We start from the raw sequence: 17,501 nt of genomic DNA on the forward strand, positions 1-17,501 counted from the left end.
TAACCCTAGCGATTTCTAGTCGCCTGGGGCTTCGTTCGAGGATAGCCTTAGTAGTGAACAATAAATCTTCTCAGTATATCTACTAGTATTAGTAACTTTTATAACTTAATTTTAAAAAATTTCCTGTACCAAAGCAATTTTGCTTGTCAAAAGTAATATTGGTACTAGTAAAGAGTAATACAATGAGTAACATTGGTTTGCTGGTAATAGGAGTGCTAGCAACAGGACAGTCATCTCCAGCAACATTGCCGCAAGATTTGCAGGAAAAGCCAGATAATTTATTGCTAGAGGTAAATTCAGATCAGACTAACTCATGTGTTCTTGTAGCAGAAATTACACCTCCGGAATTAATTTTGCAGGAGCAAAATATTAAAAATGTTCCTAGTGAATCTATAAAATGCAAGTATAAAGAAAAACTTTTAAATCAATCTAAAATCAAATCTTACAACTCCTCTATGATTGCATTACAGCCAGAGGAAGAGAAGCAACAAAAATCTATAAATCAACAAGTTGTCAAAATAGGAGAAGAAAATACTTCCTCAGACTTAAATAATCAAATGTCTAAAGTGACATCAGTGTCACAACTTGATGATGTGCAACCACAAGACTGGGCTTCTAGTGCTTTACAATCTCTAGTGGAACGGTATGACTGTATTGCCGGATACCCCGATAGTAATTTTTTAGGGAACCGTGCCATTAATCGTTACGAATTTGCGGCTGGTGTAGCAGTTTGTCTAGAAAAAATCAACGAATTAATTGCTAACAATAAAAATAATACTGTTACGGAAGAAGATTTAATCATATTGCAAAGGTTGCAAACAGAATTTCAGGTACAATTACAGGAACTACAGGGACGTGTAGCAAATTTAGAAGCCCAAACTGAGGAATTACAAACAAATCAATTTTCGCCAACAACTAAACTAGTTGGTCAAGCAATTTTTAGTTTACAGGGAACTAATGAGACGGATGTAGATTTGTTTCCTAGAGATGGAAAACCGGAACGCCAAGCCGAAACAAATTTAAACTTCGCCAATAGCGCCCAAATAACACTAGCTACTTCTTTTTTAGGAAATGATTTACTGTTAACTAGCTTAGCTTCTGGCAATTTGAATTCTTCTGCGCCGTATGTGTATACCAATATGGGACGGTTGGGTTTTGAATCCGACACAAACAATAATGATTTAGTCATCAATGAGTTATCTTATCGATTTCCCATCTCTGATCAAGTCGGAATTGTTGTAGGGACAGCAGGGGTGAATCCTGTGAACACCTTTCGCGGTATTAACCCCCTAGAAGGTGCTGGCGAAGGAGCAATTTCTTTATTTGGTCAGCGTAACCCAATTTTGGCAACTGGCAATAGTACTGGTGGTGTGGGGTTTGATTGGCAGATTAGTGATCGCATCAGTTTACAAGGTATCTATAGTGCAGAAATTCCTAGTTTTCCTAATGATACAAACTTGGGGGGCATATTTGGGGGCAGATATACCACAGGCGCGCAATTGACATTAGTACCTACCGATAATATTGATGTCGGTGTACATTATCTTTTCTCTCACAGTCCCGATGGCTTACTAGGAAATGGTATTGGTGATGCTCAACTCATTTCCCCTTTCGCACCGCCTACAGCCTTTAATACTCATGCTGTTGGTGCTACTGTTACATGGCGGATCAATCCCAATTTGCAATTCGGGGCTTGGGGTGGTTGGACTCACTCAGATCCAGTGAAACTTTCTGGAAGTGTGGAAACCACAAATTGGGCTGTGTTTGCAGCTTTTCCTAACTTGGGGCGTCCTGGCAATTTGGGAGGAATTCTATTTGGACAACCCCCTAAAATCACTTCTAGTACTTTACCAGAAGGCTATAACTTTCCTAACTTTTCTGATGGAGGAACAGCTGGTGGACGTGACCATACATCTGTACACGCAGAAATGTTTTATCGTGCCCAGTTGAATAATAATGTAGCCCTAACTCCAGGTGTATTCTTCATTTTCAATCCTGATCACAACACTGCAAATGACCCCTTAATAGTAGGGTCTTTGAGAGCCACTTTCCGGTTTTAATTCTCTACTGGTGTAAATATAACTATAAAGTCTAGCTACCTACGTAACATAGCTAGATAAATCAAGCTTTTTGGTAATAGCCATAGTAAAATCACAGTATTTTTTTTGACTTTTTAATTAAAGGCAATCTCAAATGCAAGTAAAAGTATCAGGCTTTGAAACACAACAAAAACCAATCAAAAATTACTGTAAATTGGGTTGTGGAATTTTTAGCAGCACTGGCTTAGCCGCAGTTTTAATTGGTTTAGGAACAGTCAGTGCCTCTGCTGAAATTACGCCCTTTCAAATTCAAAGTACTGGGACTATTTCAGGTACTATCGAACTTCCTAGCTTTAATCCCAATTTCAATAACAGTGTGACTCGTGTAGATACTGACTCTACGGGAACTTATAACCGAAATATAGGTTCAAACACTAATCCCAATTACGTTCTTGTTTACAAGTCAGATTATGTCAAGGTAGAAACACGTGCTGATGGAAGTTTACATTATTTTGTAGACTTTAAAGGAATTCCAGTTGTTTCATTCGACGGTATCCTCAATTCCCCAGTGTTATCTGATGGTGAACTGACGCCCTATACTTATCAAGGAAAATTACCAGGAACTAAATATCAGGGCGTAGTTCAAGACGAATTTGGACTCACAAAAGCTTTTTACACAGGTATTGTTACCGATCCAACAACTGGACAGCAATATGAAGGTACTTTTCAAGTCAGTGGACAAGGGCCAAGATATAGCGATCGCAACGGTGGCAAAAGTCCTACAGTCTTTGATTTCAAATCAGATCTTCCAGGAAAACCAACCGTAACATCATACAAAATGACCAACAGCCCGTTGGTAAGATTGACGATCAATGTACCCGCGGATGCAAAACTAGTCACCCCACCCACTACAGGCGCTGGTAGTAGCACACCTCCAACTCCCCTAACCCTACCCCAACTCCTCCCACTCTCCCCACCTCCCCATCACCCCATCTCCCCACTTCCTCCACCTCCCCAACTCCCCCCACTTCCCCCACTTCCCCCACTCTCCCCATCTCCCCATCTCCCCATCTCCCCATCTTCCCACCTCCTCCACCTCCTCATCTCCCCCACTCCCACATCTGACATAGAATTTAGTAGCGGTAATTTCATTGCAGTCAATTCACCAGTTTTCAACTCCGCGTCCATGTGTGTGCAAGATTCTAAAAACTGCCGGACAAAAGTAAAATTGACACCCAAAAAAGCGATCGGTCCCCGCAGCCGAGTACTGCTACGTTAATAATTCCTTTCTGGAAAACAACCCATCCGAAGTGAAATCTATAACTATAGTCAGAAATGGAACAAAATCCCATTCTGCAAATTCTGTTCTGGGGTAGTAGCCTATTTTTTTGTTCTGGCTATACTAGAAGATTAATACACCTGTCTTCCCAGCAATACCAACGCAGAGTCAGTTTCTATGCACATAAACTTATTTTCTAAAGTTCTATGAAACCGATTTGCTAGCGTCAAGCAACAATCACAGTCAGATTTTCTTTGTTTGACGAATCAAACAACTGAGTTCACATCTAGAAAATACGTAATCACTCACACACACTTCTAAGGAAGCAACGATGAAAGCGGAACTGATTGAATTGATGGCTAGAGTTGTACAGGTCTTACAAATAAACATGCGTTGGATGACTTGGAATTTATTTTTGGCATTTATACCTTTAGCTTTGAGTGTTTGGCTGTTTCGCATCAAACGTGGGCGTTCTTGGGTTTGGTGGCTAGGATTTTTGGTCTTCTATGCTTTTTTACCAAATGCACCCTATTTATTAACTGATATCATTCACCTCATTGATGATATCCGCACAATTCAATCTGTGTGGATGATTACCTTGGTGCTAATTCCCGTATATTTCCTAGTAATCATGGCTGGTTTTGAAGCCTATGTCATATCTTTAATAAATGTGGGATATTATCTGCACCGCATTGGCAAGAGTCAATGGATTATTTGGATGGAAATGATTACTCATGCCTTGTGTGCTGTTGGTATTTACTGGGGTCGATTCTTGCGTTTTAATAGTTGGGATTTTGTAACTCAACCCGATGCCTTATTGACTAGGGGAGTAGAAGAAATTTTGGGTAAGCAGCCCTTAGTAATCATTGCAATTACTTTTGCTATACTTGTTAGCTTACACTGGCTAATGAAACGAGTAACTTTAGGTTTTGTGAGTCAAAAAAGTAAAAGTATAGTTATTCAGCCGACAAGCATGAATACTAATAGCCATAATGCTAGTTAACTAACTCAATTTTGGATTCAGATAGTTATTCCAAATCAAAAACAACAAACAACAAATAACAAAACTTATTTCTGTACCTGCCTTTTTCTCCATCTTAAGAGAGGGTATAAGGTAGGTATTTTTTTATCAAAAGAAAGATGTAGTAATAATATAAATTAATTTCAATTAATTTAGATAGTTCATTTTCAATTGATAGATAGGAATTGAATATATGCAACCATTATCCATTGAAGAAATAAAAACTTTAGTAGAAAATGCTCAAAGTCCTTGTGTTTCTCTGTACATGCCCACACAAAAAGCAGGGCCGGAAACTCGCCAAAACCCAATTCGCTTCAAAAATCTAATTCGAGAAGCAGAGGAACGCTTGACTGAAATGGGGATAGACAACACTGAAGCAGTAGAGTTTCTCCAGCCAGCCAAAGAACTTGATACGAATGAGTTTTGGCAACACCAAGACGTTGGTTTGGCAATCTTCATCTCGCCAAATGTGTTTCGCTACTACCAGCTCCCGATGGATTTTCAAGAATTAGTAGTTGTTAGCAATCAATTCCACCTTAAGCCATTAGTGCATCTCGTCAATAATGATGGACGGTTTTTCGTCCTAGCTCTCAGTCAAGATAATGTTAGGTTCTTTGAGGGAACACACTACAGCATCCAAGAGGTAGAAGTAGAAAATATGCCTAAGAGCCTGGATGAAGCTCTGCTCTATGACGAGACTGCAAAAGAGGGGCAGCGACGAATTGGGACATCCAGAGGGGGAACTGCTAATCCTTTTTCCCAGCCAGGTGAATTTCACGGACAGGGGAGTCCCGACAGAGACGAACACCAAAAAGACATTCTGCAATTCTTTCACGCTATTGATGACGCATTACACGAAAAACTACGGGATGAAAAAGCACCTTTACTGCTGGCTGGAGTAGAGTATCTCTTTGCGATTTACAGAGAAGCTAATTCTTACAAACATCTACAGGAGGAAGGTATTCATGCCAATGTAGACATCATCAAGCCGGAAGAATTACACGAACAGGCCTGGCAAATTGTCGAACCCATATATACTCAATCGCACAAGGCTATTATGGAACTTTATCAGCAAATTGCTGGAGAGGGAACTGGTAGAGCCTCTAGCGACCTCAAAGAAATTATTCCTGCTGCTTATTACCAAAGAGTGGATTATTTGTTAGTACCTGTAGATCACCAGGTATGGGGTGACTTTGATCCTGAAACAATGGCTGTAGATTTGCACTCAGAACCACAACCAGATGACCAAGATATGTTGGATTTTGCTGCTATTCATACGCTACTAAATGGTGGGGCAGTTTACACTGTCGACCCAGGAGAATTACCAAATGGCGTACCAGCAGCAGCGATTTTCCGATATTAATGATTCACAGGGTGTTGTATAAAGATAAACATGTTACATACAACACCTTTTATGAAGAGCATTCGTTCTTTTATCCACCAGTCTTTAATAGGTTTGGCTATTTTGAGTGGTATGGCGGGATTCGCTACCTCTGTGGAAGCAGAAGTAATTACTGGGCAATTAGGCAATATACGAGCAGAAATTTCCTACGAACAACCACAGGAATATCAGTATAAAAACGTGCAAATAAAAATTGTCCGAGCAGGTAAAATTGTTTTAGAGCAAAATTTGCCGCAAGACAGCGAGTATGATAGACCGATAGGCGCTCTTTTGGATAAAAATGACCAAAATAAGTTACCAGTGTTGGATTTAGACGGGGACAAAGAACCAGAGGTAGTAGCTGATTTCTTTACTGGTGGAGCGCACTGTTGTACTTACTCATTGATTTATCGCTATGACAGTAAGGCTAACCAGTATAAAAAAATTCGCCATGAATGGGGTAATGGTGGTTATCGACTCAAAGATTTAGATCAAGACGGTTTACCAGAGTTTGAAAGTCGAGATGATCGCTTTGCCTATGCATTTACAGCCTATGCTGCTTCTGGTTATCCGTTGCAAATTTGGCAATATCGTCAAGGGAAGATGATAGATGTTACCCGCCGCTATCCGAAATTAATTTACGCTCATGCCTTTAAATTATGGCAGACCTTTTTGTCAGCACGCAATGAAGTAGATAACGGCAAGGGATTTTTATCAGCGTACTTAGCAGATAAGTATATGCTTGGTCAAGGAGAAGATGGGTGGCAAAAAGTTAAACAAGCTTATAAAGGTAGCGATCGCAATAAGTACTTTGCTGATTTACGTAAGTTTTTGCGGGAAACTGGCTATATAAAATAAGTTAGTGTTTATTGGATAGTGGTTAGTGAATAGTAGCTATTCATAAAAAATAAACTAACTACTAACTACTAACTACTAACTACTAACTACTAATGCACAAACGCGATGTTCCTCGCGTCTCTACCCACCAACTACTAACTATTGCATTTGTCGTCGTGCGGCTTCTAAAATTAGGCGTTGCTCAGCACGAGCGATCGCTTCGTATGTCCTTGATACTGCTTCCGATTCTACGGAGATAGAGGTAATACCCCATTCAATCAAATGCTCTATAATTTCTGGATACAACGCTGGTGCTTGACCACAAATAGAGCAAGGTATTCCTGCTTCTCTGGCTGTGCGGATCAGTTGAGCAACAGCCTTCATAACTGCTGGGTGACGTTCGTCAAATGCTTTTGCGAACTGTCCCTGCTCTCTATCTACTCCTAATATTAATTGAGTTAGGTCATTGGTTCCGATTGAAATTCCTTGGACACCAGCTTTGACGTACTGTGGTAGCAAAAATAACACACTTGGCACTTCTGCCATAATCCATAGTTGAAAATGTGGTATCTGAGTTAACTTTGCTTGTTCTACTTTTTGACGGCAAAAGTAAAATTCTTCTACTGTACGCACAAAAGGCAAGAGTAAATGGACATTAGTATAACCGGCTTGCTGTACACTTGCCAGAGCAGTTAACTCTAGCTCAAAAACGGTAGGATTGACTAAATAGCTGAATGTACCACGTTCTCCCAGCATGGAGTGGAGTGAAGATGGGAAATTATGGCTAAAAGATTGTAATTCACGCGATCGCCAGTCCAATGAGCGATAAAAAATAGGTCTTGGTGCAAATGCCTGGGCAAATTGCATAATTTGTTCGTACCATCGCTCTAGCAATACATTTTGATGCCCATTGTCTAACCAATGCAGGGGATGTTGTCCCTCCAGTATATTGAGTACCATCAGTTCTGAACGCAATAATCCTACTCCATCAACGGGCAAAGAAAGCACTTGCTCAATCAAGCTAGGCTGGCTTAAGTTTACTAGCAGCCGAGTAGCAATCATGGATTCATGTGTTGAGGAGTTAGTTGTGGATGAGATAGAGTTTTGTTTTCCTGTTGGGGTATGGTGAAAACTACTGCTTAAAGCTGCGGAGGATTCAGTACCATTTTGTAAAAGCGGCGAAACTCCTGTATGTAAGTAATTTCTCTTCTGTAAATGCTTAGCTGCTTCCTGTAAAGGCGTAGACTGGTTTAAAAGTGGTGTGTGATGGGGAAAGGAGAGAAAAGACAATAATTTATCTGATTGTCTCGTGCCAATGTCCTCTTCTTGTACCTCTGTACCGAGGCAGTAAATTTCTCCTTGATCACCATCTATTAGTAATCGCTCACCATTAGGAATCACAGTCGTAGCATTTGCCGCATTTACTACTGCTGGAATACCTAATTCTCTAGCCAGAATCGCTGCATGGCAGGTTAAACCTCCTTGCTCTGTAATAATACCTACTACTTGTTGCAATATTGGTAGCCAATGAGGTGTAATGGCTGGTGCAACTAAAATTACTCCTTTGGGTAGTTGTTCTGGTCGTTGTAGAGAATGAATGACATGAGCAGGTGCTGTTACACGTCCTGTTGCTGCGCCTAGTCCTTTAATTAAATGAGTATTGGAAACTCCAAATTGGGGTATATTAATTTGGGTTATGTAAAGTACTCCCGCTGGAGTTTGTTGAGAAATTGTCCACTCTAAGGTAGTGTTTGCACCTAGTTCTCTCACAAGTCGATTTGTCAGTTTGATCAACTGTTGTAAGTATTCTTCTGACAAAGCATATGCTTGTTGTTGGGTTTCATTAAGCAGATATACTTGCAAACTAGAATCATCTAGTTTTGGCAGTGGTATTGATGTGGATTGTAAATCAACCTCACAACTTCCATTGTTAAGACAATAAGCTAGTGGTTTGTACCCCAACTGCTGTTCTTGAACAACCCCAGTTTCTGCTTGGATGTAGTAGACATCTGGCAGAACTTCACCGTGAGCGATCGCAATTCCTAATCCCCAAGAGGCTTGAATTTCCCAATGGGAAGAGGTGGTACTCACTAAGCCACTGGCTATTGCATTGCGGATTGGTTGCACCAAAACTGCTAAATTAACTTGTTGAAGATCAATTCCTGTCTGTTGCCAATAAAAAAGACTTCTAGCGCGAAACAATTGACTCCAAGTCCGCTTGAGTGCTAAAGCGATCGCTTCTGGTTCACAGTGACAGACTTGTGATTCTAACAAACCAGAGATATTCGCAATTCCCTGCTTACCTGCCGGAAGTGTTAAACTTGGGCGAAAAATCAGACATTGAGTTTCCCATTTTTGAGTTGCGCTTGAGATAGTACTTAATAGCTGAGATGGTACAGTCGCGCTAATAATTTCTTGGCGCAATCGTTCAGCTACCTGCTGAAGCTGACGCCAATTCCTAACATCCAAGTGCAGTGAAGAATTCGGTAAGTCAGCAATTAATGCTTCTGAACTGTTGAGATTTTCGAGAAATTCTCGCAAAACTGATGCTGGTATGACAAAACCAGACAGCACCGGATAACCACGCTGCATGATTCTGCTTAAATAGAAAGCTTTATCACCAACTTCGGCGCGATCTAGCAGTTTAATTTGCTCAAGCCAGTAGAGTTTATCCACTCAATTAGTCAGTTGTCAGTTATTGGTTGTTGGTTGGTAGGGGCGTAGACGCGCTCATAGGCTTCAAGGCAGAGTAGCATTTGCATGGGTATCTTGAATGAAAAACTATAGATCATTGTACAAATGCTTCGTCTGTACAGTGGTTAGTTTCATAGGCTTACTAGCGGTTTTCGTTGGAACTACCAACAATCAACAAAGAACAAAATTCCTATTAAACTAAATTTCAGCGTCTACGTACCACTAAGACTAGCGCTAATCTTTCTAGAAATCTATCTAAGCTGAGTAAATGTACAGCTTGTTAATAGGGTTTCTAGCTTGCGGTGTTGCGGTTGAGTTTATACTTAAAAATGCTAAAGATTAAATTTATATAACTTGCGTTATTATCTCCTAAATTTGCCCCAGCCTTTACATGTTCCTAGTTAACATATATGTAAACTGAACAACAGGCAAGTAGATAGCTTATCTTTGAGGTTGACTTTTTGGTACTGTTTGATTGCTGGGCATTCTATAAACAATAATCCATACCAAAAATTCTATCACAACACCATAATCACAAGAGAAGGAACAGTACTAGAAGACAGCACGCAACTGTGGCAGAGTACTGGGGCGATCGCCTTTTTAGATTATGATAACGTATGTAGCACATGGCACTACAATTATTAGTATTACCAAATACATTCTTCTTGGCACCTGATGATTGGCCTAATATTGCCTTTAGACTGTGCCTAGCAGTATTTTTTGGGGGGATAATCGGCTTAGAACGTGAGCGCAGACGTAAACCTGCTGGCTTGAGAACTCATATGTTAGTGAGTGTTGCTTCTGCAATTTTTGTCATCGTTATTCTACAAACAGACATAGAATCAGGAGATTACAATGGACTCAGTCGCGTCATTCAGGGGGTGGCTGCGGGCGTAGGATTTCTAGGTGCTGGAGAAATCTTGCGAGAAAGCTCAGACAAAGAATCTTCAAGAATAGAAATTCGTGGACTCACTTCAGCAGCTGCTATTTGGACTTCCGCAGGCTTAGGAATTACAGCCGGATGTGGTTTGTGGCAACTAGGATTACTAAGTATTCTTGTGTCTTTTTTCATTCTTTATGTAATTAAAGAATATGAAAGACGTATATAGTAATTGGTAATTGGTAATTGGTAATTGGTAATTGTACGAGCAATTTTTAATTTAGATATATTTATTCCAAACCATCTATTAATTTTTGCTTATTGCTAGTAAATATAGACAATGACAAGACAATATAATGATAAAAATTAATAATTGAAAAGTAATAAAACCTTTTCAAAAATCTCTTCCTTATCTCTAGTTTGAATAATAGACTTAACTAAATTCATAAATTCCCAATCAATTTCTATATCATTTTCAATAGTTTTACTAGCAGCATAAAAGCTGACATCACTGACTTTTAACTCATTAGTAGTACCTGTTTGCCATCCAGGAATTTTACTGTCCCAAGATAGTGATTTTCCCCTTAAAGTGAATTGAAACCATGTTATTTGATGATCTTGGAGTTCAAAAAAGACATCAAAATAAGGTTCTTCTCCTTGGAACCAAATTCTTGTTCTACCTCTTTGGGGATCTTGTTTGAGAAGATTAGGCTGAATTTCTCGCAATGAAGCACCTAAGTGTGTAATTTCATTTTTGTCTAATACAATACTATACTTTGACATCTTAAAATTATTCCTAGGTAATTGGTAGGGAAGATTGTTTTAAATCCATTACTGATTATGCATTACCCCTTACCGATATCGACGCAGAAAATAAGTATTGAAAAAGACAAGATATAAACAATTTTCTACGTTTGCTTGTAAGCAACTTCTAACTACTGATAACTCAATTTTTTATTTTAAAAACTTTCTGCTAGGTAAAAATTTTAAAGTGCTATATTACTTTTTAAGATATAATTTTCAATAGTACAACCGGGAAATTACATAATAAACTTCATGGCATTGTTGGAGAAAAGGGAAGTAAACTTCTTTAATCTTCAGCACGCAATAACCAAAAGCCACTGAAAGTCATCCCTGAATCATCAGGCTGTACTAATAAAAAGTGTAATCCACGACTTTCTTGCTTGCGCTGTTCGTAAACTCTACCTGCGGCTGCTACTTCTGAATCTGTAAACGTCACCAAAATCCATCTATCTACCAAATCGGCTTCCAAAACTAACCCATCCGGCGCACCCACAACATAATTTAACGCCACAGGACGTGCTTGTTGTAACCACCGTGCCAGACGCATTGATTGTCGTCCCCCATAAATTATCACACCGGGAACCGACACCGTTGATGCCAAACCCAAATTGATAGGTTGAAGAAACTCCGGTATCACCAAAATCGGAATAGGCTGTTCTGCAAACGCCTCCACCACCTTACCAGCGGACAAAGTTGCAAACCGCCACTCCTCCCCCCAGAAATTCTCTGGTAGTGGCGCAGGAGGGGGTTTATCTACCACTGTCGGATATTGCTTTTCCTGCAACCACTGCTTAAGAGCAAAAGTGCGCCGTGTAGGCTCAACATTGATACCCAAACTACGTCCTGCTTGCTCAATTAAACCCAAACATTGAGGGCGAAACACCTGAATGACATCTGGTAAATTTCCACCAGCAGCCAGTTGCAACTGAACAGCCACCCAATGAGAATTTACCTCCGACTGGGGACAGCTTGCTTCATATTGAAAACTACGATCGCGATCGCAAATCAACAACTCCCATAAAACTTCTTTTGCTGCCTGTTGTTGTCGATGATGATAAAAATCAGCTTGCCAAATCACCATAATTTACCAATATTAAAGAAGTGAACTACCAAGACACGAAGACACCAAGATTTCTTAGTGCCTTAGAGTCTTGGTGGTTCATTAATTCTTATACCAATACTTTGGCTAGAATTGGCGGTACTGTGACAGCAATTTCTGGGACGTACACTTGGGAAACGTAGTCAGCAATCATGCGATCAGTGTTAAATAGTGGTGCGTTGGTTTTAATGGAAGCTTTCATCATTTGTATCCAACCATGGGGAATGCCGTTAGCATCTTGGTTGTAGTAGAGGGGAGTGATTTCCTCTTCTAACAATTGATACAGTGATTCGGAATCAATGCGGTCTTGTAGTTCTTGATCGCTGGTGTGAGCATCTTCACCGATCGCCCAACCGTTGATGCCTTTACCGTTAGCGTCGGCTTGATAGCCTTCGCACCACCAGCCATCAAGGACGCTACAATTTATACCACCGTTGAAGCAGACTTTTTGCCCGCTTGTACCAGATGCTTCTAGAGGACGACGGGGGTTATTTAACCAGACATCGACGCCTTGGACGAGTTTTTGGGCGGTGTAGATGTCATAGTCTTCAATGAAGGCGACGCGGTTGCTAAGGGCTGGATGTTTGCACCACTCCATTAAGCGTTGAATAATTCGCTTACCTTCTTCATCGGCGGGGTGTGCTTTGCCAGCAAAGATAATTTGTACGGGGCGGTCTATGTTACCAAAAATTCTTAAGGCACGTTCGGTGTCACGTAGGAGTAAATGACCGCGTTTATATGGGGAAAAACGTCTAGCAAAGCCGATGGTGAGTGCTTGGGGATCTAGGAGGATGTCGGTGGCTTGGATTCTTTCATAGTCTTCGCCTCGTCCTTCTCTAGCTTTCTTGACTTTATGACGGGTGTGAGCAACAAGTCTTTCTTTGAGGATTTGGTGTCGCCACCACAGTTCTTCGTTGGGGATGTCGTCTACTTTCTCCCACATTTTGGGGTCAACTGCACGAGTTTTCCAATCAGTTCCTAAGTACTGACTGTACAATTCTGCTATTAAGGGAGCAGTCCAAGTTGGTGCATGGACTCCGTTGGTAATGTAACCGATGGGGACGTTATCTTCAGAGCGATTGGGATACATAACTGTCCACATCTGGCGAGAAATTCGTCCGTGTAACTCACTGACGCCGTTGGAGGTGCGACACATCCGCAATGCTAAAACTGTCATACCAAAGGGTTCCCAGGGATCACCTAGTCGGCGTGCGCCCAATGCTAAGAATTGTTCGCGGGAAAGACGTAGTTGGGGCCAGTAGTGGGCAAAGAAGGAGTCTATTAAATCTGGGGAGAAAACATCATGTCCGGCGGGAACGGGTGTATGGGTGGTGAAAACACACCGTTTGCGTATGTCTGCTTCAATATCGTAGAAGGATTTGTTGATGCGTTGAATTTCTTGGCGAGAAATTTCTAGGGTGCAGAAGGCGGCGTGACCTTCGTTGAGATGGTAAACGGATGGTTGGATTCCTAAAGCAGTTAAGGCACGGACGCCACCAATTCCTAAAACTACTTCTTGGGCAATCCGAGTTTCTTGATTACCACCATAGAGGTGTCCAGTTAACCAACGGTCGATGGGATCGTTGTCGTCGCGATCGCTATCTAAAAGATAAAGGGTGACTCGCCCGACTTGCACTTGCCAAATTTGTACTTTTACCCGGCGCTGGCGAATTTCTAATTCAATGGTGAGTGGTTGCCCTTGTTCGTTTTTAATTAATTCTATGGGCATACGGTGGAAGGGATTGTCCACGTAATAATCTTCCTGCCAACCACTACGGTTCAAGCGTTGACGGAAGTAACCTTGACGATACAGCAAGCCAACAGCGACCATTGGTACGCCTAAGTCTGATGAAGATTTGAGATGATCGCCTGCAAGAATACCCAAACCGCCAGAGTAAATCGGTAAAGATTCATGAATGCCAAATTCAGCGCAAAAGTAAGCAATGGGATGTTCGATGGAAACTTGTGGCGCGACTCGGCTTACCCAAGTATCTCTTTGGGTCATGTATTCGTCGAATTCTTTTGCAAGTGCGGAAATTTGTTTGAGGTAAAACGGGTCTTCTGCAAGCTGGGTGAGGCGTTCGTAGGTTGCTGATTCTAATATTGCGACCGGGTTGTGTCCGCAACGTTCCCATTCTTGGGGATCGATGGTTTGAAATAAAGCGATGCGATCGCTAGTCCACGACCACCAATAGTTATAAGCCAAATCTGCTAAGCGTCGTAGCGGCAAAGGCAATTTTTCACTCAAGCGAAGCGCTGCGGTCATTGCAATGCTTTTAATCATAATTGTTGTTTGTTTAGTTTTGTCAGTTTACTAGTCAATTACGAAAACTAAGGCGACTATTTCAATGAGTCATCCGGAATCATTTAACAGGAAATCCTGAGCATTGATCACTGTTAACTGATAACTGTGGAACCTTTTTTCCGTCACCTTTTTTGCTGGTTGCTCTCTTGCGATACAGTGGTTTATCGACAAAAACCCTTATACAAGTCTTTGGTTTTTACTTTTTAACTTAAATTAAATCATCCTGCTTTTTTTGTCGATTTGGACGGTGTGATACTTCAATTTTATTGACATTGTTTTAAATTATTTTTGATAATTTTAATTTTTATTTAAACATCCTCTATTTTCGAGAAGTCTAAAGTCAAGTTTTCCAAACATTTAGGCATAAAAACTCTCATAAAATTAAAACCTAAAAAATTTAGGTGTAATTACAGCGTTTTGCATATAGATGTAGTACACTCCTCCCTAACGCTTAGGATGCATGTAGTGCGGGTGGGCTTCTGTAACTCACCTCAGATGAAATCTGCTGTATTAAATAAAAATAAATTTATTTTGATTTATTAATTCAAATTTCAGGCAGAGTGATTTCTGAAAATTTAGTCCTATGGTAACTATAAAAAAATTTAGATTCAGTGATTTTTTATCTTTATATTTATAAATTAAGATAAAATTTTAGTTAACAAATTATAGACAAAGATTACTTTTTGTTAAATTACCATAGCTTCTACCATAAAACAGCTACTCAAATTTACATTTAGGTCAACTAATGACATAAAAATTAGTGAATGTAATTTTACACTCACCAATATTAAATATAGTTTACAAGCACATTACTAAATAGATAAAATTACAGTTGACTAAGCAATAATTTAAAGTATTCACATCAAAAGTTTTTCTGATGGACTCATCAATGTCTGAACTTTTAGATTTCAAAAGCTGGTAACACTAACATAAATTATCGACAAAAAGCTTAACTGATAAGCCTTTTGCCTGCTGATTTATTGTAATAGCGCGATCGCATGATGACGAATGTGATCTTCAATAAAAGAGGCAATAAAGTAATAACTGTGGTCGTAGCCTTCTTGATAACGCAAATTCAAAGGTTGATCTACTTCTACACAAGCTTGTTCAAATGCATCTATAAGTAATTGTTCAGCTAAAAATTTATCAGCAGTGCCTTGATCGATGAGAATCTGACTGTGGTATCCAACTTGCTTAACTAACTCACTAGCATCATACTCACACCAAGTTTTTTGATCCTCACCTAAATAGCCACTGAAAGCTTTTTGTCCCCAAGGACAAAGCATCGGTGCAGCGATCGGTGCAAAAGCGGACACAGATCTATATTGTTGAGGATTTCGCATGGCACAAATCAACGCCCCATGTCCGCCCATAGAATGACCAAAAATGCTTTTTCTTTCTGTGAGAACAAGAAAGTTTTCGGCAATGACAACAGGTAATTCATCAACGATATAACTATACATGCAGTAATGGGAAGCCCAAGGTTCAACTGTAGCATCAACGTAGAAGCCTGCACCCGTGCCAAAATCCCAGTCGTCATCCTCACCTGGAATTCCAGTGTTGCGGGGACTAGTATCTGGTACTACTAACATTAAGCCGTACTTTGCTGCAAAGCGCTGCGCCCCTGCCTTCGCCATAAAGTTTTCTTCTGTGCAAGTCAAACCAGAGAGAAAATAGAGAACAGGTACTGGTTCATAACTTGCCTGTGGTGGTTGGTAAACAGCAAAACGCATTTCACCATTGCAGCTAAAGGAGTGATGGCGATAAAAGCCGAGTTTGCCATTAAAACATTTTGATTCTGAAATAAGCTGAACAGACATAGTTTATTAGTTAAATTAGCTAAACTTACGGGTGGAGGAAGCTATAAGAAGGCAGCAGGAGGCAGAAGGAAAGAAAACCTATTTCGCTTTTATGCTTTTTCAAGTGCATATTTATCTTTGCCACGCTGCGCTGTTTAGATTCAGTTAAAAACATACTATGAACCAAGAACAACAGCATATTTTCGATTCCAAATCTGTTCCAGACTCATCAATAGCAGAAAAAAATACCGAACAAAAGCCCCAGGAAACAAAGGAAAAAGTTGCCTACATCCATAAAACTGATCGCATTCGCGCTTGGAGTGAATTTATTAAATCTGTGACTCCTTATGTTTGGGTAGCTGTGATCATGATTGTGTTGATTCCATTGCTAGGTAAATTTTTAATTGCAGGTTCATCAGCACAAGAACATGTAATTTTTCAACCTCCAAAAGACAATATCGTTCTTGTTGAGAAAAAATCTCCGCCTACAGGAATGGAAGGTGCGATCGCAACTGCCATTACAAACGCTCATTCTCAATCTCAGAGTTTTGCTGCTGCAAAATTAGATGCATGGGTTAAGGAGTTAATGACTCGCGTTGATGATAGTTTTTTGGATTGGTATTTTAATTACTTCAATCAAAAAAAGCTGGAATTTAGTACTCCATTTGTGTGGTTAACTTCAGCCGTATCCCACTGGACAAATGCCAATAATCCCTCTCCTGCACAAGCAGTTGCAGAAAAACTGACTGAGAACTTTCAAACAGAATTTGCTAAACGCGTTCTTAGACCTAAAGTTGCTCAACTGGAATTAGAAAATATCACCAAGGATACTATAGATTTGTATGTCGCTCAGTTGAGCCAAAATATTGCTGATATCCAAAGTAGTTACAAGATTCCTCAAGCAGATTGGGAGCGTTATCTAGGCGATATTGCCATTACTATTAATGATACAGAGGGCAATATATCTAATTTATCTTTAAAGATTTTAACTGGAGGTAGTGCTTATTTACTTACGAAAGCAATGATCCCCACCGTGACAAAAGTAGGCAGTAAAGTAGTGACATCCTTTGCTGGCAAAGCTGGTGCAAAAATGGCTGCCAAGACTGGTAGTGCAGTAGCTGCAAAATTAGGCGCAGAATTACTAGATCCAATTGTAGGTGTTGGGATTATTATCTGGGATTTATGGGATTATAACCATACGGTAGCTGTGGAAAAACCAATCTTGCGAGATGCCATTTATGATTATTTACAGCAAGTAAAATTATCTTTGCTAAATAATCCAGAAAATGGGATCATGTCAGCAATTAATCAAGTAGAAAGTGGGATAGTTCAAAAAATTCATAATCTTGCTTAAAAGCTATAG

General features: G+C 40.1%; 12 protein-coding genes. 7 read left to right on the forward strand and 5 right to left on the reverse strand.

Translation table 11 applies throughout. The annotated features are described in order from the left end of the window. Positions 1–182: 182 nt before the first annotated feature. From RS893_RS06110 to RS893_RS06130, 5 genes are all read left to right on the forward strand, one after another. Positions 183–2,060, forward strand: a complete 1,878-nt coding sequence (locus tag RS893_RS06110; RefSeq protein WP_315790336.1) for an iron uptake porin — start codon at positions 183–185, stop codon at positions 2,058–2,060. A gap of 133 nt (positions 2,061–2,193) precedes the next feature. Beyond that, positions 2,194–3,318, forward strand: a complete 1,125-nt coding sequence (locus RS893_RS06115) for a hypothetical protein (RefSeq protein WP_315790337.1) — start codon at positions 2,194–2,196, stop codon at positions 3,316–3,318. Positions 3,319–3,649: 331 nt separating this feature from the next. Continuing rightward, the gene (locus RS893_RS06120) at positions 3,650–4,321 is read left to right on the forward strand and encodes a DUF1361 domain-containing protein (protein WP_315790338.1); all 672 of its coding nucleotides are present in this window, start codon (positions 3,650–3,652) and stop codon (positions 4,319–4,321) included. Between the two features lie 211 nt (positions 4,322–4,532). Next, complete coding sequence (locus RS893_RS06125) at positions 4,533–5,702, forward strand: hypothetical protein (RefSeq protein ID WP_315790339.1); 1,170 nt, start codon at positions 4,533–4,535, stop codon at positions 5,700–5,702. 51 nt (positions 5,703–5,753) lie between these two features. Then, complete coding sequence (locus tag RS893_RS06130) at positions 5,754–6,578, forward strand: hypothetical protein (protein ID WP_315790340.1); 825 nt, start codon at positions 5,754–5,756, stop codon at positions 6,576–6,578. 138 nt (positions 6,579–6,716) lie between these two features. Here RS893_RS06130 and RS893_RS06135 read toward each other — a convergent pair whose 3' ends face one another. Next, complete coding sequence (locus RS893_RS06135) at positions 6,717–9,233, reverse strand: putative PEP-binding protein (RefSeq protein WP_315790341.1); 2,517 nt, start codon at positions 9,231–9,233, stop codon at positions 6,717–6,719. A gap of 644 nt (positions 9,234–9,877) precedes the next feature. Here RS893_RS06135 and RS893_RS06140 point away from each other — a divergent pair. After that, a complete protein-coding gene (locus RS893_RS06140; protein ID WP_315790342.1) occupies positions 9,878–10,360 on the forward strand; it encodes an MgtC/SapB family protein in 483 nt (160 codons plus the stop codon). A gap of 137 nt (positions 10,361–10,497) precedes the next feature. Here the strand turns inward: RS893_RS06140 and RS893_RS06145 are convergent, their stop codons facing one another. From RS893_RS06145 to fghA, 4 genes are all read right to left on the reverse strand, one after another. Next, positions 10,498–10,914 (reverse strand): hypothetical protein, encoded by a 417-nt coding sequence (locus RS893_RS06145; protein ID WP_315790343.1) that lies wholly within the window; start codon positions 10,912–10,914, stop codon positions 10,498–10,500. 307 nt (positions 10,915–11,221) lie between these two features. After that, positions 11,222–12,016 (reverse strand): Tab2/Atab2 family RNA-binding protein, encoded by a 795-nt coding sequence (locus tag RS893_RS06150; RefSeq protein ID WP_315790344.1) that lies wholly within the window; start codon positions 12,014–12,016, stop codon positions 11,222–11,224. 88 nt (positions 12,017–12,104) lie between these two features. After that, a complete protein-coding gene (glgP, locus tag RS893_RS06155) occupies positions 12,105–14,318 on the reverse strand; it encodes an alpha-glucan family phosphorylase (RefSeq protein ID WP_315790345.1) in 2,214 nt (737 codons plus the stop codon). 998 nt (positions 14,319–15,316) lie between these two features. Beyond that, positions 15,317–16,159 carry an S-formylglutathione hydrolase gene (gene fghA, locus RS893_RS06160; protein ID WP_315790346.1) on the reverse strand — a complete coding sequence of 281 codons (843 nt, stop codon included), beginning with the start codon at positions 16,157–16,159 and terminating at the stop codon, positions 15,317–15,319. Between the two features lie 157 nt (positions 16,160–16,316). Between fghA and RS893_RS06165 the strand changes: the two genes are divergently transcribed. Next, a complete protein-coding gene (locus RS893_RS06165) occupies positions 16,317–17,492 on the forward strand; it encodes a hypothetical protein (RefSeq protein ID WP_315790347.1) in 1,176 nt (391 codons plus the stop codon). Positions 17,493–17,501: the final 9 nt, after the last annotated feature.

The organism is Fischerella sp. JS2 (assembly GCF_032393985.1).
In the GTDB taxonomy this organism is placed as follows: domain Bacteria; phylum Cyanobacteriota; class Cyanobacteriia; order Cyanobacteriales; family Nostocaceae; genus Fischerella.